This is a genomic window from Chitinophaga fulva (genome assembly GCF_012927205.1).
Lineage (GTDB): Bacteria > Bacteroidota > Bacteroidia > Chitinophagales > Chitinophagaceae > Chitinophaga > Chitinophaga fulva.
Genome location: NZ_JABBGC010000002.1, coordinates 552,220 through 570,952 on the forward strand (window position 1 = coordinate 552,220; position 18,733 = coordinate 570,952).

16 protein-coding genes are annotated in these 18,733 nt (G+C 49.6%); 9 read left to right on the forward strand and 7 right to left on the reverse strand.

The features are described 5' to 3' along the window. Positions 1-145: 145 nt before the first annotated feature. Positions 146-2,323, forward strand: coding sequence for a S9 family peptidase (locus tag HHL17_RS18665; protein WP_169226326.1), 2,178 nt, complete (start codon positions 146-148; stop codon positions 2,321-2,323). A 138-nt stretch (positions 2,324-2,461) separates the two neighbouring features. Beyond that, the gene (locus tag HHL17_RS18670; protein ID WP_169226327.1) at positions 2,462-2,863 is read left to right on the forward strand and encodes a hypothetical protein; all 402 of its coding nucleotides are present in this window, start codon (positions 2,462-2,464) and stop codon (positions 2,861-2,863) included. Between the two features lie 24 nt (positions 2,864-2,887). On the opposite strand, the gene HHL17_RS18675 is transcribed toward HHL17_RS18670, so the two are convergent. From HHL17_RS18675 to HHL17_RS18700, 6 genes are all read right to left on the reverse strand, one after another. Beyond that, positions 2,888-3,529 carry a VIT1/CCC1 transporter family protein gene (locus HHL17_RS18675; RefSeq protein WP_169226328.1) on the reverse strand — a complete coding sequence of 214 codons (642 nt, stop codon included), beginning with the start codon at positions 3,527-3,529 and terminating at the stop codon, positions 2,888-2,890. Between the two features lie 8 nt (positions 3,530-3,537). Continuing rightward, positions 3,538-4,776 (reverse strand): ornithine--oxo-acid transaminase, encoded by a 1,239-nt coding sequence (gene rocD, locus HHL17_RS18680; protein WP_169226329.1) that lies wholly within the window; start codon positions 4,774-4,776, stop codon positions 3,538-3,540. 89 nt (positions 4,777-4,865) lie between these two features. Further along, positions 4,866-5,897 carry a DUF4249 family protein gene (locus HHL17_RS18685; protein WP_169226330.1) on the reverse strand — a complete coding sequence of 344 codons (1,032 nt, stop codon included), beginning with the start codon at positions 5,895-5,897 and terminating at the stop codon, positions 4,866-4,868. 2 nt (positions 5,898-5,899) lie between these two features. After that, positions 5,900-8,494, reverse strand: a complete 2,595-nt coding sequence (locus tag HHL17_RS18690) for a carboxypeptidase-like regulatory domain-containing protein (RefSeq protein ID WP_169226331.1) — start codon at positions 8,492-8,494, stop codon at positions 5,900-5,902. Between the two features lie 43 nt (positions 8,495-8,537). Continuing rightward, positions 8,538-9,512 (reverse strand): FecR family protein, encoded by a 975-nt coding sequence (locus HHL17_RS18695; RefSeq protein WP_169226332.1) that lies wholly within the window; start codon positions 9,510-9,512, stop codon positions 8,538-8,540. A gap of 51 nt (positions 9,513-9,563) precedes the next feature. Then, positions 9,564-10,127, reverse strand: coding sequence for an RNA polymerase sigma-70 factor (locus tag HHL17_RS18700; protein ID WP_169226333.1), 564 nt, complete (start codon positions 10,125-10,127; stop codon positions 9,564-9,566). A gap of 510 nt (positions 10,128-10,637) precedes the next feature. Here HHL17_RS18700 and HHL17_RS18705 point away from each other — a divergent pair. Continuing rightward, entirely contained in the window at positions 10,638-11,405 is a 768-nt protein-coding gene (locus tag HHL17_RS18705) for a hypothetical protein (protein WP_169226334.1), read from the forward strand. Here HHL17_RS18705 and HHL17_RS18710 read toward each other — a convergent pair. Next, complete coding sequence (locus tag HHL17_RS18710; RefSeq protein ID WP_169226335.1) at positions 11,393-11,539, reverse strand: hypothetical protein; 147 nt, start codon at positions 11,537-11,539, stop codon at positions 11,393-11,395. The genes HHL17_RS18705 and HHL17_RS18710 overlap by 13 nt on opposite strands. Positions 11,540-11,912: 373 nt before the next feature. Between HHL17_RS18710 and HHL17_RS18715 the strand changes: the two genes are divergently transcribed. The 6 genes from HHL17_RS18715 (at position 11,913) to HHL17_RS18740 (ending at position 18,732) form a co-directional block, all read left to right on the forward strand. Next, a complete protein-coding gene (locus HHL17_RS18715) occupies positions 11,913-13,397 on the forward strand; it encodes a hypothetical protein (protein WP_169226336.1) in 1,485 nt (494 codons plus the stop codon). An 11-nt stretch (positions 13,398-13,408) separates the two neighbouring features. Next, complete coding sequence (locus HHL17_RS18720; protein ID WP_169226337.1) at positions 13,409-14,836, forward strand: hypothetical protein; 1,428 nt, start codon at positions 13,409-13,411, stop codon at positions 14,834-14,836. 102 nt (positions 14,837-14,938) lie between these two features. After that, complete coding sequence (locus tag HHL17_RS18725) at positions 14,939-16,297, forward strand: acyl-CoA dehydrogenase family protein (protein ID WP_169226338.1); 1,359 nt, start codon at positions 14,939-14,941, stop codon at positions 16,295-16,297. Positions 16,298-16,374: 77 nt separating this feature from the next. Next, positions 16,375-17,130 (forward strand): SGNH/GDSL hydrolase family protein, encoded by a 756-nt coding sequence (locus tag HHL17_RS18730; protein ID WP_169226339.1) that lies wholly within the window; start codon positions 16,375-16,377, stop codon positions 17,128-17,130. 134 nt (positions 17,131-17,264) lie between these two features. After that, positions 17,265-17,759 (forward strand): hypothetical protein, encoded by a 495-nt coding sequence (locus tag HHL17_RS18735; protein ID WP_169226340.1) that lies wholly within the window; start codon positions 17,265-17,267, stop codon positions 17,757-17,759. A 121-nt stretch (positions 17,760-17,880) separates the two neighbouring features. Further along, positions 17,881-18,732 (forward strand): alpha/beta hydrolase, encoded by an 852-nt coding sequence (locus HHL17_RS18740; RefSeq protein ID WP_169226341.1) that lies wholly within the window; start codon positions 17,881-17,883, stop codon positions 18,730-18,732. Position 18,733: the final 1 nt, after the last annotated feature.

An 18,733-nucleotide genomic window follows, 5' to 3' on the forward strand; every position in this document is an offset into this window, starting at 1 on the left:
GCTTTTTTATCCACATTTGGCAAAAAAGATTAAAAAAGGTTATATCTTCAAAAGTTGACCTTCCGGCACGCTTTCAGCTCCACTGGCCATAATCTTCCTTTTTACTTTTAAAAATTTGGTTACCATTGTGTTTTATATATCCACAATGAAGAAAATAACACTATTGGTAGCCTTGGTGGTGGTGAGCTGTTTCACCCTGTTCGCACAACCAGGCAAAGGAATCAGATGGTCGCGCGATGGTCGGGCCACTTTAAAGGCCGAACCGCAGGGCATTGTCGCTACTCCCTTATCAGGTGCCGCCCCCACAGTCATGGTGCCAGCCGGAAAGTATACTCCCGCAGGCGCCGCCAAAGCACTACCTATCCGGGACTTCTCTTTTTCAGCAGATGAAAAAAAATTGCTGATCTACACCAATTCAAAAAAAGTATGGCGTTATGAAACCCGCGGTGACTACTGGTTGCTGGACCTTACCACCGGCAAACTTCAACAGTTAGGCAAAGGTCATGCCGCATCTTCGCTGATGTTCGCCAAGTTATCACCTGACGGCACTAAGGCCGCCTATGTGAGTGAACACAATCTCTACGTGGAAGACCTGGCCACCGGCGCCATTAAAGCGCTGACCACCAACGGTACCCGCCGTTTTATCAATGGCACGTTCGACTGGGCATATGAAGAAGAATTCGGTTGCCGCGACGGCTTCCGCTGGAGCCCCGACAGCAAAAGCATCGCTTACTGGCAAATAGACGCGACCAAAATCCGCGACTTCCTCATGATCAATAATACCGATTCCATCTACTCCTTTAATGTGCCGGTAGAATATCCCGTGGCTGGTCAAAGCCCTTCTGCCTGCCGTGTAGGCGTGGTGGACATCGCCACGGCCGATACCCGCTGGATGGACGTTCCCGGGGACCAGCAACAGCATTATATCCCCCGCATGGAATGGGTGCCCGGTAAAAAACAACTGATCATCCAACAGCTCAACCGCAAGCAGAACGAAAGCAAAATCATGCTCTGCGACGCAACTAACGGCAAGGTACATACGTTGTACGGGGAAAAAGACAGCGCCTGGATTGACGTGAAATCCCGCTGGGATGACGACAATATTGCCGGATGGGACTTTATCCGCAATGGCAAAGACTTTATCTGGGTAAGTGAACAGGACGGATGGCGCCATCTGTACAGCATCTCCACCGAAAGCGGAAAAGCCACGCTGCTCACTCCCGGTAACTACGACGTGATGACCATCGCTAAAATAGATGAAGCCGGTGGCCAGATCTGGTTCACCGCTTCACCGGACAACGCGGTACAGGAATACCTTTACCGCCTCCCGCTGAACGGCGGCAAAGCGGAACGCATCACCCCGGCCGACCAGCCAGGTTCACATGAATACAATATTTCACCTTACAGCAGCTGGGCGGTGCATTCCTTCAGCAACGCCTGCATGTACCCTGTCAGCGAGAATGTGGAACTGCCGGCGCACAAAAGCAGCCCTGAAGTTGCCCGGGCGCTGAAACAGGCCGCTACCGCAGGTAAATGCGTGGAGTATTTTGAGGTACAAACAGCCGACGGGTTTAATATCGGTGGCTGGATGCGAAAACCTAAAAACTTCGACCCCGCCAAAAAATACCCGATCGTATTTTATGTATACGGCGAACCTGCCGGCGCTACCACCCGCGACGTAGCCGGCACCGGCCGCAACTTCCTCTACGATGGTGACATGGCGGCAGATGGCTATATCTACGCTTCTATGGACAACAGAGGCACGCCGCTGCCTAAAGGTCGCTACTGGCGCAAAAGCATCTACCGCAAAGTAGGGGTGCTCAATGCGCGCGACCAGGCGCAGGCAGCTCAGGCGCTCATGAAAAAATACGCCTTCATCGATCCTGCCCGTACGGCTGTATGGGGCTGGAGCGGCGGCGGCTCCATGACGCTCAACCTGATGTTCCAGTATCCGGACATCTACAAAACCGGTATCGCTATTGCCGCTGTAGGCAATCAGCTGACCTATGATAATATCTACCAGGAACGTTATATGGGATTACCGGAAGAGAACCGCGAAGATTTTATAAAAGGTTCGCCGATCTCCTACGCCAGGAACCTGCAGGGAAATCTGCTGTACATACACGGTACCGGAGATGACAACGTGCATTATCAAAACGCGGAGATGCTGCTCAATGAACTGATCAAATACAACAAACAAATTCAGTTCATGGCCTATCCTAACCGGACACACAGTATTTCGGAAGGAGAGGGTACCTTCACGCATCTGTCTACCCTGTATACCAACTACCTGCGCGCACATTGCGAACCGGGAGCTAAATAAATGTTGAAATTTTTTGATTTTCGATTTTTTGATTTTAGGGAGATGAGGGACATATTTTAATCTCTCCCCAAAATTCCAAAATCAAAAAATCGAAAATCAAAAAATCTCTAACTTGCGCTTCTTATTAAAATGAATTACATGTCTAAGACTTCTGTTATCGGAATTATTGCTGCGGTGGTGGTGATTATTTGTGCATTTTTCCCATGGGCGGTGATCGAAAACCGGCATCTGGTATTTACGGGATTAAACACCGCCGGATCCAGCTATGGAGAACCGGGAAAACTTAATATTTTCCTGGCGGTACTGGCAGTGATTATTTTCCTGGTGAAGAATGAGTGGGTGATGCGAATGAACCTTTTTGTGGCTGGTTTTCTGCTGGCATGGTCCTTCCGTAACATGCTGCTGTTTTCCCGCTGTGAGGCTGGTGTTTGCCCGCAACCGGGTATTGCACTGTATATTTCGGTAGTGGCGGCTGCGGTAGCATTTGTATGTGTACTGCTTACTCCAACTCCATCAAAAAATAGCAAAATTCGAAAATAACAAAATTCGAAAATTTCTATGGGGTCAGAAAATCTTGTGCAGTAGCCAGGCCCCACACCATACACCGGCGCCCATCAGCCAATACCGGATGACAATGGGTAATGGGCGCTGGTTAGTTACTTTCGCTTTTATAAAACTGAATACGGTCAACCCCAGGAAAACCAGCATCATACTGGTTTGCGAAGCAGCCGGAAAATTCTCGTTCGATAAATAAGGCCCTACAGACAACATTCCACCCAACAAAAAGAAGAAGGCGGTAAACAATGCGCTCAGGATAGCACGTGGACGGCTAAACGTTGTTTCCACCACCTGTTCCTGCTGCAGGGTTGTTTCCCACTGCGCGGCATCTTTCTGCATTTCATCGGCAATTTGTGCGATGGTATGGTCGTTGATGTCGAGATGAGCCAGTTTACGCCGCTCATCATCGGAGAGGAGGGCGCTGTCGTGCTGGGCATCGCCTTTATTGGCCTGATAGGCGCTGTACATCACCAGCAGGCTGCCTGCCGCCAGGATACAGAGCTGGATATTGTAAAAGGTCTGTACTTCCAGCGGGAAGATTTGTACAACCTGTGTGGCAAAAAAGAGCAGGAACAAACCATCCGGAAAGCCGATCAGGAAGTCGGTTTTCCATCCGGAACTGCGGATAGCCTTGTGTGGTGCTGTCATAGTTGCGGTTAGCTGAACGCTTTTTCGATGCTTTTCTGAATGATCTGAACACATTCCGAAACCTGCGTTGCAGTCATGATCAGTGGTGGAGCAAATCGGATCTTGTCGCCATGGGTGGGTTTGGCGAGCAGGCCGTTTTCTTTTAAAGTCAGGCAGAGGTCCCAGGCTGCTTCCGGATCGGCATGATTGATCACGATGGCATTGAGCAGTCCTTTTCCGCGCACGGTTTTTATATAAGGAGATTGCAGGTCCTGCAGTCCCTTGCGTAACAGCTGTCCCATAGCAGCTGCATTTTCCGTCATTTTTTCCTCTTTCAGCACCTGAAGCGCTGTGATGGCCACTTTACAAGCGAGTGGGTTGCCACCATAGGTAGAACCATGTTCTCCCGGTTTGATGGTCAGCATGATCTCATCGTCTGCCAGTACAGCGCTTACCGGCAGCACGCCACCGGAGAGGGCTTTACCCAGTATCAGGATGTCCGGGCGTACATTTTCATGGTCACAGGCCAGCATACGGCCGGTACGGGCCAGGCCGGTCTGGATTTCATCTGCTATGAACAGCACATTGGCATCCTGGCAATAAGCACGGGCTTTGGACAGATATCCGTCGTCAGGTACTACCACACCAGCTTCACCCTGAATAGGCTCCACCAGGAAACCGGCTACGGTCTTGTCTTGCAGGGCCTGTTCCAGTGCTGCCAGATTATTGTAGGGGATCACCTCATAACCGCTCATAAACGGTCCGAAATTATTTCGGGCCACCGGATCGGTACTGAAGGAAATCACATTGAGGGTACGGCCATGGAAATTATTGGAGCAGACAATGATCTTCGCCTTGTTTTCTGGAATGCCCTTAACCATATAAGCCCAGTGCCGGCAAAGCTTCAGCGCTGTTTCCACCGCTTCCACGCCGGTATTCATGGGCAGTACTTTATCATAACCAAAGTAGCTGGTAATATACTGTGCGTATTCGCCCAGCAGGTCACTGTGAAATGCCCGCGAGGTCAGCGTCAGTTTCTGCGCCTGTTCTATCAGTGATGCAATGATCCGGGGATGGCAGTGTCCCTGGTTAACAGCGGAATATCCGGAGAGAAAATCGTAGTAACGTTTACCATCCACATCCCATAAAAAAACACCTTCGCCACGCTCCAACACCACCGGCAACGGGTGATAGTTGTGTGCGCCATATTGCTCTTCCAATCCTAGAAAATGCTGCGTCCTTTCGCTTATCGTAAATGCTGGTATCATATCCCAAAAATACGGAATTGTTCTCGCAAAGCGCGCAACAGGCGCAAAGAATACTTGGTGCGCTTTGCCCGCTTGGAGCCGGTGTGGGACTATAACTGATCGTAATACAGGTAATATGCGACCTGATTGCAGCCGCCAATTACGCCCAGCCCGCCGATGGCATTGCTGCGTATCTGGATGGCCTGTATCAGGCTGTTCAGGCCTGGGTTGCGCCTTACCTTTTCATAAGTGAGCAGAAAATCGTAATACTCCGGTGTTACTGATTTTACATTCACCAGTACCCGGCCAATGGGGATCGGGGGCGTCGCGGAGCTCTCTGCAGTTAATGCGGTGGCGTCGAGATACAGGCGCGTATCGAGCGCTTTAACCCGCTGCGTGAAGAGAATACTATTGTAGTTTTCATTGAGCCCGCCTACCTGGTTGTTGTCTGCATTTTCATCCTGCGTGTACACAGGAATGCGCAGGTAACTATTGAGGTATACGGTGTCTTTGAAGGAAACCAGGCCAGGTTCGTTTTTAACCTGGTCGTATAAGGTCCGTTTGTCCCGTACACGGTAGCGCGCATTGCGGTAGATAAAAATAGTGTCCAGCTGTATCAGCTGTTTCAGTGCTTCCATCACGATAAACTGCCGTCCATTGGCAGGAGGCGCCTGTATATTGAAATGAAACCGCAATACAGGGCGTCCGTTCAGCGTGGTCCGCACGGTATCCTGCATAACTACTTTTATTCCAGGGGGAATGGTGGTCTTTGCGACCACATCTCTGGTGTCAGGCACTTTCACCTGTACGATGTAGCTCTTATTGGCTTCTATTCGGGTATTGCCTCTATAAAAAGCCATATTGCTGGAAGTGTCTTTCACATAATGCAGTTGTTCCAGTAACTGGCTGTCAGCGCTCAATAGCTGGGCCACTGCGTTGGTCACCGATGGAAAGTCGTTGTTGATGTCAGGGCCTACCGGTTTGCTTTTACCCACCCGCATTTCGACTTTTCTGCCTGCCACCAGCTCGCTGTACACAACCGCTCTGGGCTTGCCGCTGGAAGGAGGCACCGGTAAGTCATGTATACACCCTGTTAAGGCAGCAACGCTGAAAATGCACCATATTTGAAACAGATACTTCATCACTAAAATTTAAGCGTATAACTGATATAAGGTAAGGTCCTGAATAAGCTGTACTGGTATAGTTGTAATGGATAAATTTCACTGTCATTGTTTGTTACAAACTGGTCATAGCTGACAATAAAGGGATTACTGCGCGAATACACGTTGTAAACACCACCTGTCAGCGTATGACGGATAGAACGGGTGGCACCGAGGTAGACTGTGGTGCCCAGGTCGAGATGGTGTACCGGGTTAAGGCGGAAATCGTTGAGCCTTGTAATAAAAGGCAGATAGTTGAGTTGTGTATAGGCAAAGGGAGAGGTGCGCCCGTCCAGTTGACCATTGATATTACGGCCCCAGTCATAATCCGGGAAAATCTGCGCTGGCAGCGTGAATGGTGCGCCGCTGGCGAATTTCCAGGACGCGGAGATGTTCCAGCCCGGTTTCAGGCGGTATTTGAGGGCCAGGGACAGATTATGCCGCCGGTCTTCCTTAAAGGGATACATTTTCCCGCCGTTGAACCCACGGAACTCCCGCCATGCCCATGAAAGGGTATAGCTGAAGATACCGGTGAGTCTTCCTGTATTCTTTTCCAGCAGCAATTCGCTGCCATAATTATATCCATTGCCGCTGATTACTTTTTTCTCCCACTGGTCTGAGTTATCAAAAATGTTGAGCACCGTGTTGGTGGTCACAATATCTTTCAGCAGCTTATAATACAGATTGACATTAAACCGCCATTTGTTCCCCCATTGTTTTTGATAGGAAAGGCTATAGGAGAATGCGGTTTCCGGTTTGATGTTTTCCGTGCTGGGTACCCACAGGTCGGTAGGGAGATTGATGACCGGTGTGGTCAACTGATGGATGAACTGTGTCATGTGCGCATAGGAGGCCTGCACATATTGTTGTTGGGGCAAGTCCCAGCGTACCATCAGTCTGGGTTGCAGGCTGCTGTAAAAAGAGCCGCTCTGGGCAAGGGCGCCGAAATGCAGGCCGGGACGAAGGGTCAGCCGGTCGTCAAACAGGCGGAGCTCATCTTCACCATAAAGCGTGAATTCAGACATGTAGTATTTAGGCGCCGGGCGCTTTATGGCATCGCCACCATCTAAATTGGTGCTGTAGGCAGTAGGGGCGAAGTTGTGATAAGTATAGCCTCCGCCGAAAGACAATTTTTGAATGTTACTGATGGTATATTCGGTTTCATTGTGCAGGGCAATATCACGGACACGGGATACGCCTTTGCCATTGATCTGAAGAGGCTCGCCACTGGAAAGCTTGAAGTCGGAACGTTGTGAGAAGAGGTTGACGAACCGGCTGTAGGTGGCGGTGGTATTAGTAAACACCTTCGGAGAAATCACGCGTGTCCATTTCAGGGCAGCCGTAATATTGCTCCAGGCGAATTTGTAATCATCCAGCAGGTTGAAATCCATCACCTCTCTGGGGATGAACATATTGTCCTGCCCCTTATAAAAACTGAGATAGATCCTGTTTTTATCGTCGATCAGCTGGTTAAGCTTAAAATTCACGTCATAAAGCGCGTACTTGCCGTATCGACGGGTGAGCTCCCTCCCATAGGCGTCAATCAGTGACCGCCGGAAGGAGAGGAACATGGCGCTTTTATCTTTCACCAGCGGGCCTTCCAGTTCAGTGCTGATGGATACGGGGCTGAGTGTCGCTTTACCATGCCATTCCTTCATATTGCCGTCACGGGTACGGATGTCCACCACGGAGGAGAGGCGGCCACCGTAGCGGGCGGGGAAGGCATCTTTGTACAGGGACACGTCTTTCACAGCATCTCCGTTAAAAACAGAAAACAGGCCGAAGAGGTGGCCGGTATGATAGAGCGGCACACCGTCGAGCAGGTAAAGGTTCTGGTCAGCATTGCCACCACGGACCAGCAGGTTACTGCTGCTTTCCAGGGAGCTGCTGGCGCCGGGATAAAGCTGAAGCGATTTAAGCACATCTTTTTCTCCCAGCAGGGCCGGGAAATTGGACACATACCCGACAGGCATTTTGATGTAGCCCGCCTGAAGGGTGACAGAGTCCTGGTCTCCATTGACCACCACCGTTTGCAGCGGGTTGCGTGGTTTCATATAAACCTCCATCTGCCGGGCTTCCGAAAGGGGCAGTGGCAGCATATAAGTCTCATAGCCCACATGGGAGAACGTAATGCTGGTGCAGCTATCGGGCACCTGCACGCTGAAGAAGCCGTAAGCGTTGCTGATAGCGCCGCGGCGGGTCACCGGGTCATAAACCGACGCGCCGATGATCACTTCCTTGCTGTTTTCTTCCTTGATAAATCCGCTGATGGTATAATACTGGGTCTGGGAGGACTCGCGCAGCAGGAATATTTTTCCGTTGATAGCCGCTGCTTGTATGCCGGTACCCTGCAGGATGGTATTGAGTACCTGGCCGGTACTGTGTTCGTTGCCAGTCAGCTGCACTTTTTTGTTGAGATGCAGGAAGCTGGAGCTATAGGAGATACTAATACCAGTCTGGCGCTGGATGTCCTGGATAAAGAAAAGGATGGAACCTTCCCGGGCGGGAGGCGTATAAGATTGCTGCAGGATGGGCGCTTCCTGGGACTGCGCACGCAAAACTGCCGCGGGCGCGAGCACCAGCAAGCAGTTAAATATCCAGGTAATAAAGTAGTTTATCCGTCTACTTGCCGATGACGATCGTATCGCCTTCTTGTTTGTAGTTGAAACCAAGCAATAGTTGTAATTCATGCAAAACCTCGTCGCAAGACTGGTCTTGGAAGCTAATCGTAGCTTTTTGCTGTGCCGCAGTAGCCTGATAGCCATCCTCAATCCTGATGACTTTGCCGTAAAAATCGGCTAATTGTGGCAATATTTCAACAAGTGATTGATCATTAAATTGCAAAATTCCTGTTTTCCATGCCATAAAGTTGGGATTGTCGTTGCTGACAGCGCTCAACTGGCCATCTCCCCAAGTGCCTTTTTGGCCACTGGTAAGGATTACAGAAGAAGTATCGTTTTCCATGCCCAATTTTACCTTGCCGGAAGAAACAATCACGGTGGTATGGGCGTCGGCTGTTTTTACGGTGAAAGAAGTACCCAGTACTTCAACAACAGACTGGTTGGGTGTTTTAACGAGGAAAGGGTGGCGGGGGTCGGTAGCCACTTCAAAGAAGGCCTCACCTTCCAGGGTCACTACACGCTCGGTTCCTTCGGAATATTTAATCCTGGCGCCGGGGCGCAAGGTGATCACTGATTTATCGGCCAGTTCAATACTGCGGATTTTACCATCGTTGGCAGCCAGTTCCTGTACTTTCAGGGAAGGACGGCTGGCGATCCACCAGGCGCCAACACTGAGGGATATAAGCAGGACTGCGGCGGCAGCGAGCTTAACCACAGACATCCGGATGGTTTTAGCAGGTGTGGCGGGCTGCTGCAAGACCTGGTCTACCTTATTCCAGGCTGCGGCAGTATCAAACCGTTTGGATCCGGAAAGGCTAAGGCTGCGGGGAGCGTCTTGCCATATCTGGACAGACTTTGCGTAAGCAGCTTCATTTTCGGGGGAAGCCTCCCGCCACTCCTGAAGAATAGCATCCTCCTCAGATGTGGAAATGGATGACAGCTGTTTGGCAATTATTTCATATATGTAGGTATCCATGTTATACAGTGTGTGCTCTGACATTAAAACGTAAGGAATGGCTTACACCCCCTAGTATTTGTTAATAAATTTTAACAAGAAAAATAAAAATACCGGTAACCCGTACTGTCCCAAGTACTTACGCAATATTTTAAGTGCGCGTCCCATGTAGTTTTCCACGGTTTTGGCTGACAGGCCCAGTTTGTCGGCAGTCTGCTGATGGGTCATCCCCTGAAGCCGGCAACAGGTGAACACCTCCCGGCACTGGGGCGGGAGATTGGCTATTGCTTCATAGATCAGCTGTTCGTAGAACGGTTTGGCCTCCGATATTTCGCGTGCATCCGGGTCTTCGCTGACATCAGCCACCCATTCAAAGCCCTTGTTGCCCGCTTCTTCGGCGGTACGCTTGCGCAATACGGAAATAGAATTATTACGTACTGCCCTATACAGATAGGCCTTGATATTTGGTATCCCGATCAGCTCCCGGTGTTTCTGCCACAACCGGATAAAGGTCTCCTGTACTACATCCTCAGCTGCCGCATCATCATTCAGAAAACTGCTGGCGTAATTGCACAGTTCACTGTATAGAGAATGGAAAAGCTCATTATATGCTTGATAAGAAGGTGATGTTATCATTTAACCTTCATAGAGTTTAGTAGTGAATTGATCCCCGCTAATGTAGGCAATTTTTTATTTTCTCCCGATAGGGGGTTCTGTTAAAATCCGCGTTATAGGTTATATATAACGCCTAAGCCTATATGCTGTATAGTCCATTAACTTATATGCTGTAATGTCCTTTCAGTTTTTAGTTTGTGTTTTTTTAGTTACCACCGGTTGCATATTCTCTATGCAACCGTTTTTTTTGCCTTCTGCATAATCTTACCCAATACCGGTGCAATTTTCGGCATTATTTAGGATCAAGTTAAAAAGTTGGGGACCGAAAAGCGGTGTATCTGTTTTCTTGTTGTGTATTTTCAAAATTTTCTAAACCTGGTTCACCCGGCTTTAACGGATATCTAATGCCTGATGCACTCCGCCTGAATATTTTCCCTGCAGCCAGCCCCTGCTATTGGATAATCTTCAGTATAGCCATCAAATGGCTTTTGCTGATAATGCTATCTTTAGCTATCATCAGTATCATTCGTTATGGCAAAACAGCTTTCTATCATCACCTTCACCGGCAGGCTCGGCAACCTGATCGGTTACAGGCGTAATGGCAAACACTTCCTGCGAAGCATGCCTTCATACGTCCGGCAGACGGCAGCGACCCGCAGGGCCGCTCAACGATTTGGCATGGCCAGCAGAAAAGGAGCGCTCATCCGCAGTGCTTTCTCCGGCAGGTTGGATGCTGGTTGCGATAGCGGGCATATCAACAGGCTGACCAGCGCACTCATTCCCGCCACCGGTAATAACATCAGGAGCATTACCGGCTTCAGGTTCAACCGGCATACGGGGACAGACAGGTTTCTCATCCATGCACCCAGGCTTTCCCATGATGGTATCCTGTACATTTCGCCACAGGCATTACCTGCATGCAAAGGCATCAACAGCCTGGAAATAAAGGTGATCGCCGCCCGTATCCATTTCGCTACACACCAGGTAGTAGGTACAGAAAGCGCTGTACTCACAGTAAAAACCGGAGAAGATTTTAAAGGAGCAGCATGTAATGTGGACGTACCGGGCAAAGGAACATTGATCGTTGTTCTACAGGTAAGAGGTATACAGGACCATGTTCCTTCCTGCAACACGAAATACTTCGCCGCTGATATTATTGCAGCAGAGCCGCCACAACCTCTGCCGGAGGTCCTGCACAAACAGATCTGTCCGGAACTCCCCGGGTTAAAACTGCTGTCAGAAAAAATACCCGCCGCTGCCTCAGTGCCACTCCTGCTCCCTGTCATTCAGCGGGAATAAGCCATTTCCTGCCTGGCAACTGTATACTGATGAACAAACATAGCTCCCTTTGAACTATACATGCTCCCACCTACTGCCCGCAGGCTTAACCTGAAGCCTGCTGCCTTTACGTGCATGTCCTGCATCTTCTCCATCCTTCCTGTTATATTTCATTAAACCTATACCTCCAAAGAACACTCCCGCATCAAGTCCACCTTTACCCCTGGGTTACTATAGGGGTGCTTGAATGGCGTATTAAATATGTATAAACAGATCAGTACGGGTGCTCAAAGATAAAATGCTCCATCCTGATCATCTGGCGTTGCCGGACAAACATATCGGCAGTTCCCCGGAAGACATCCGCCTGCGTAAAGGCTTTACCATCACCCCCTGATAAAACGGCTTACCCTGAACGGGACCGCCACCGGCGAATTTCGTTCAGGGTTTCCAGTTAGATTGGATTCATGGTTTCCATTTGGATTGATGTATCACATAATTTATTATCTTGCCACCCCAAAAAACCTCCCTATGAGAAGATTAGCGAGTCTGTTAATCCTGTTGCCAGCAATGGCATTCTTTTCATGTAATAATAGCGGTGCCGCCAAAGAACCTGTTGCCGACAGTGTTAAAACCGTTGCTTTTGATTTTAAAGGATGGCTGAAACATCTGAAGCCCGTTGAGATGCCGTTGTACAGCTATGGCCTGGAAAACATTGATAGTACCCTCGGGCCTTTCGCGCAAAGCGGATTTTACAGTGTTGCTGCCGGTATTTTGTCCCGCCATAAAAACTATGTGGCTATTGCAGCACAATGTATCTACAAGAAAGACGACCAGAACTCCATCATGCTGTTGCTGATCTATAGCCCGGAAGGAAAGGAAATTGCCCGGCAGGAGATAGGCATGGAGAAAGAAGAGTCCAAAAACGGAGAAAGCAATGCTGTTCATAAATGGCCGGAATTTATCAACGACACCACTTTTTGGGTAAAGGAAAGCTGGTATACCCGGAAGAAAGACGCTACTGACGGAGAAAGTAAAGCCCGCATAAAGCAGTTCCGGATCACTGATCAGGGATTGGTGGAAGCAGTGCCCCAGGAAACTATTTCCTTTGATACGTATGCCGGCCGCTTTAAGCCATTGACTACGCCTTTTACTGTTCAATGGAGCATGATCGGCTTACAGCCGGTGTCTTTGCTTACGCCTTACTATGATTTCAGTGAGCTGATTTATTTCGAGAAAATTAAATTGTACCATTACGGGAGGATCAATCTTCCCGGAAAAGGGGTATACCTGCTGTATACCGCAGGGCCGCTGGAAAGCGGGGAGTCTGTAATGGATTCCACTGTACAGCTGGTGTACTATACGCCGGACGGGAAAGAAAGCAGCCACGTAAGACTGAACGGGTATACCGGTTCTGAAGGATATTATGAATCGTCCAGCCATGCTGCTATAGCGGCAGACGGTACCATCAGTGTGACGGAAGAGACCAATGATGAAGGCGTTGGAGGCGATCTGTTCTTTACCTACAGATTGGAAGATGACATGAAATACACACCGGGTGAAGGCGCCAGGTTCAAACGGCAGATGGTGGGCAGAAATTTTATTGCTGACGACTTTACGCCGGCTGGCCTGAAAGAAATGCTGGCATCAAGACGGAACAACTACAACGGAACGATGGACATGGACACTGAATTTGATCAGTCCATGTTTACCATTCGCCAGGATGAAACCATTTATGTGCGGTTGCACGTTTATGATAATGGTAGCGAGCAGCTGGTGGAAATTTACACGGTGGGCACCGATTTGCGGGTCCTCGACCGTTATGTGGCCTATAACAACCTGAAGAAAATACCTTACGAGAAAGCATCAGCTCATGACAATGTTTCGGTGGAAGGTGAAATAGAAAAAGATGACATAGCGGTAAAGCAACCAAAGTTGGAAGGTACTGCTATGATGAGCTTGAAAGATAAGCTGGTGGTGATCACCCCGCAGGGAAAGTTTGAGGTACGTAACTAATAATCAGCCGCATGAAACATTATTTGCCTTTGTTAACCTCGTTGTTCCTGTTTGCCTGTGGTGCTCCTGAGAAGGGGCAACAGCAAACAGGAACTGATAGTAGCAGTACCAATACCGCTGAAATAAAATCATGGCTGGAGAAGTTACCGGTCATAAAATCTGAAGACCGCTCTTTATATGTAGCCAGTGAGACAACTCCTGGCCCATTCAATGACCGGAAGTATGAACATTTTGCCGCCGGAAAACTAGCAGGTGACCGAAAGTTTGTCGCCGTATTAGCATCGTATGAATTTGATTCCAATAACCCTGTACTATCATCGCAATTATTGGTAACGTTTACGCCTGATGGAAAAGAACTTGCCCGTCAGGAAGTGGGAACCCTCCGTTTAACAGCGGCCGGGGGATCCGAGGATCTGCGCAGCTGGCCTGTGATGTTCAATGATACCACTATTGAAGTAAGGGAAGCGCGCTCGACAGGCAGATCGCAGGTACGGCAATATGTACTGACTGCCGAAGGAACTATCCAGGCGGTTCCCATGGAAAAGGGTTCGTTTGAAGAATATACTTCCCGTTTCCCTGCTTTGCAGCTGCCTCTCGCAGTAGGTAACCCTGTATTCGCAAAGCTTCGGGAGGTATCACACCTTTCTCCCTGGTTTTCCTATGAGGAAGTAATAGGATACGACAAGCTGAATATTTACCACTACGGCAAAGTCACCGCTCCGGGGAAACCACTGTTACTACTATACGCTTATGGCCCTGCAAATGATGATGGAGCTGATCTTGACACCGCTGTGCAGGTGATGGCCTGCAAGCCTGATGGCAGCATCACCGATCAAAAGACCCTGTATGGAAGACTTTCAGGTGAAGGAATTGAACGACACTGGAGGAACGCCGAAATTCAGCAGGATGGAAGCATCACTGTAGAAGAATCTAACCTGAATGATGGTGAGATGGCCTCGTGGGAACTAACAAGTACTGAGACACGGCTCATCACTTATCGCCTGGACGCGGCAGGGAAGTTTCAGCCGGAAATCCGCGGTATTACCTTTGCTGTCCCCGCATATTCTCTTCCCGCGCTGAAAGCCATATTTGAGCACAACAAAGAACAACTCTCTAAAAAAGAAGGGGAGCATATTACAGAAATATTATTTGGTATACAGGACCGAATGCCCTTTGGTATACTGGTGTGGGTACACTTCTACCAACATGATCAACAACAGCTGGCGGAACTGTTTACTACAGACGACACCAGGAAGGTCCTTGACCGGTACGTATTGTATAACTATCCCGAAGCTTCGGCTTACCAGGCAGTGAAGATACCAATGGAAACAGGAGAAGACAAAGCGCATCCTGTGACCAACTTAACGGGGCCGGTCACCATTCAGCTGGCGGCTACTACGTTGCAGGTCACACCGGAAGGGAAGTTCGTCAAGCCATAAAATATATAACACATCAATTTGGCAGCGGGCCAAAGCGGGAATGATACATGCATCGTTCCTGCTTTGGCCCGCAATTCGTATTTTCACATAAAACCATGTAGTATGTCCGGAACTTTCACAAAACTGAAGAACGCCTATCATCTGCTGAAGAGCATCGATTTTAGAATGCTGGCAAAGCTGTCGGAGAAAGTAGATCTGTCGCAGGTGATGGCCTCTGTCGCTAAAATGGATGATAACCAGCTGAACGGCCTGATGAAAATGTTGACCAGCAGAGGGAGTAAGAAGAAACTACCGCCGGTGGATGGAGATTTCTATGATATCAGTAGCCGTTTGAATGCAGAAGACCGGGCGCTGCAGCTGAAGGTACGTGCCTTCATGGAAAAAGAGATACAGCCTATTGTAAATGAATACTGGCTCAAGGCCGAATTTCCATTTGAGATCATTCCCAAATTCAGGGAGCTGAATATTTGCGGTGTAACGTACGACGGCTACGGTTGTCCTAACCGCAGCTACCTGATGGAAGGTATCATTGCCATGGAAATGGCGCGGGTAGATGCTTCCATCGCTACCTTCTTCGGGGTGCAGAGCGGTTTGGCCATGGGCGCCATCTATATGCTGGGGTCCGAATCCCAGAAAGACGAGTGGCTGCCGGGCATGCAACAACTGAATACTATCGGCGCTTTCGGGCTGACAGAACCGGAAGTTGGCTCCGGTGCTGCGGGCGGTCTCACTACCACGGCTAAACGGGAAGGTGACACCTGGGTACTGAACGGCCAGAAAAAGTGGATCGGCAATGCCACCTTCGCTGATGTGATCGTGATATGGGCGCGGGATGTGGACGACAACCAGGTGAAAGGTTTCCTGCTCAGGAAAGGTACGCCCGGGCTATCGGTAGAAAAGATGCATGATAAAATGGCTTTGCGCATTGTACAGAATGGGCTGATAACGATGAAAGACTGCCGCGTGGCCGAATCTGACCGGTTACAGCGGGCGAACAACTTCCGGGATACCAGTCGCGTGCTCCGCATGACACGGGCCAGTGTGGCCTGGGAAGCAGTAGGGTGCGCCCGTGGCGCGTATGAGAATGCACTGGCGTATACCCGTACCCGTGAGCAGTTTGGGAAGCCCATCGCCTCGTTCCAGCTGATACAGGGCCACCTGGTGGAGATGTTGTCTAATCTCACAGCTATGCAGACGATGGTATACCGGCTGTCGGAGATACAGGATGAAGGTGGTTTGAAAGATGAACATGCTTCCCTGGCCAAAGTATTTTGTACGCTGCGTACCCGCGATGTGGTGCGGGGCGCCCGGGAAGTGATGGGCGGCAATGGTATCCTGCTGGAGTATAACGTGGCGCGGTTTGTGGCAGATGCGGAAGCGATCTACTCTTACGAAGGCACCAAAGAAATCAACTCGCTCATTGTTGGCAGGGCCATTACGGGGTACAGCGCTTTTGTATAAAAAAATCAGAATCTTTTTATAGATTTAAGGGCTTCCCGGGTTTACGGCGAAGCCCTTTACTATTTTAAAAATCCGTTATGAATTCATCGAACCGTCGAAATTTCCTGAAAAACGTATCCATGGGAAGCCTGGCTGCCATCAGTATTCCCCATATCGTGTCTGCTGCCGTGTCTGCTGACAAAAGCAAAAAAGTGACACTGAAAAAAGAAGGGGTTATCCTGTTTCAGGGTGATTCCATCACTGATGTTGGCCGCAAGCGCGAAGCCATGGACGCCAATAACGGCGCTGCACTGGGTGGCGGATATCCGCACCTGGCAGCGGCCCATCTGCTGCTGAAGCGGCCGGGTGACAACCTGAAGTTTTACAACAAAGGGATCAGTGGCAACAAGGTATTCCAGCTGGCTGACCGCTGGGATGCGGATTGTCTGCAACTGAAGCCGGACGTGCTCAGCATCCTGGTAGGCGTGAATGATTTCTGGCATACGCTCAACGGTAATTACAACGGCACCTCCAAAGTGTACCACGATGACTATGACAAGCTGCTGAACCGCACCAAACAGGCCTTGCCGGATGTGCAGCTCATCATCGGTGAGCCTTATGCCGTAAAAGGCGTGAAGGCGGTAGACGACAAATGGTACCCGACATTTAATGAATACCGCGCGGCTGCACGGGAACTGGCCGACAAATACAAGGCTGTTTTTATTCCCTATCAGGCTATCTATGATAAGGCTATTCAGGCAGCGCCAGCGGCCTACTGGACACCGGACGGTGTGCATCCGAGCGTAGCCGGCGCCCAGCTGATGGCGGAAGCGTGGCTTCAATGCGTTAAATAAGATATCATATCCGCAGGTGGGGCAGCTGCTGTTCCACCTGCATAAACTCCCTGTTTTTTCAATTAAGTGTTTCTACTGAAACCCCGGCAGGCCGGCTATCGTAGGTTTGCATCATTATAAACAAACACTTAGTCATGAAAAAATGGTTCCCCAAAACAGGGATGGCGCTCTGTGCCATCGCAGCTATGCTCTTGTTCACCCAGTGCAAAAAAAACAAGCAGGATAATCCCAAAGATCCTTCCTTCAAAGAATTCCTTGTTGGCAAAAAATGGCAAATGTCCGCGTATACCGCCAATCCCGGTATGGACGACGGCGAAGGCCATGTGATTACAGATATTTTATCAATCCTGCCCGCCTGCATGACAGATGATTTCACGGAATATTTTGCAAATGGCACCGGTGCTGAAGATGAAGGCGCCACCAAATGTTCTGCGGAAAACCCGCAGCGGCGGACTTTCAATTGGAACCTCAAAGAGGATGGTACCATGGAAGGCAGGGGAGATGATGATTTCATAGGTACCTACCGCGCGGAAAAGATCAGTAGTACCAGCTATAAGGTAACCGGTACCGGACATTTTAAGGATGATCCGGCCCAACGTACCATCGTGCTTACGTTCAAAGCAATTTAAACAGATAGGATAAGGAAAAAATTCAGTGGTGATTAGATGGTGGGACAGTCTTCTCAGGAAGGCCGTCCCTTTTATTTGCGGGGAAGGTTTATTACATTTGCTTACACCCGAAATTCCCGTTATGAAACCGTTTATTATCTTCATGCTGATGCTTGCACCATATGCCATGACACAGGCCCAACACAAAGAAACCATTCATTTATGGCCTGGCGCCGTACCTGGCGAAACTGCTGTACGTCATGCAGCCATCGCCACGCCCGACACCAGCCGCGGCGTTGTTCGCCTTACTGATGTGACAGATCCTATATTGGAAGTATATCCGGCCAACCCGGCTCATGCCAAAAATATAGGCGTGGTCGTTTGTCCGGGTGGTGGTTACAATATCCTGGCGATCAACCTGGAAGGATATGAAATTGCTAAATGGCTCAATCAGCTGGGCTATACGGCGTTTGTGCTGCAATACCGTGTGCCGAAAAAAGAGGCAGGAGCATTGCAGGACGCACAGCGTGCCATGCGTATAGTACGCAGTCGTGCGAAAGATTGGAAACTGGACCCTGAAAAAATAGGCATGATGGGCTTTTCAGCCGGTGGAAGCCTGACCGCGAGAGCGTCTACGCAGTATAACGTTAAAACCTATACGCCGGTAGATAAAGCAGATTCACTTTCTGCCCGGCCAGCCTTTGGAATGCTGATCTATCCTGCTTATCTCGATAAAGGAGAAGGGCGTAAACTGACACCGGAACTGACGATCGATAAACAAACACCACCTATGTTTCTCTTTGCTACTGCTGATGATACCTACGGCAACAGCGCACTTGTTATGGCCGGTGCCCTGCGTGATGCCGGTGTAGCGGCGGAGCTGCATTTTTATGCCAAAGGTGGCCACGGTTACGGTCTTCGTCCGGGTAACAGTGCCGCGGAAGTGTGGCCGGCGCTGGCAGCTAAATGGATGCAACACCTCAGCATCCCATAAT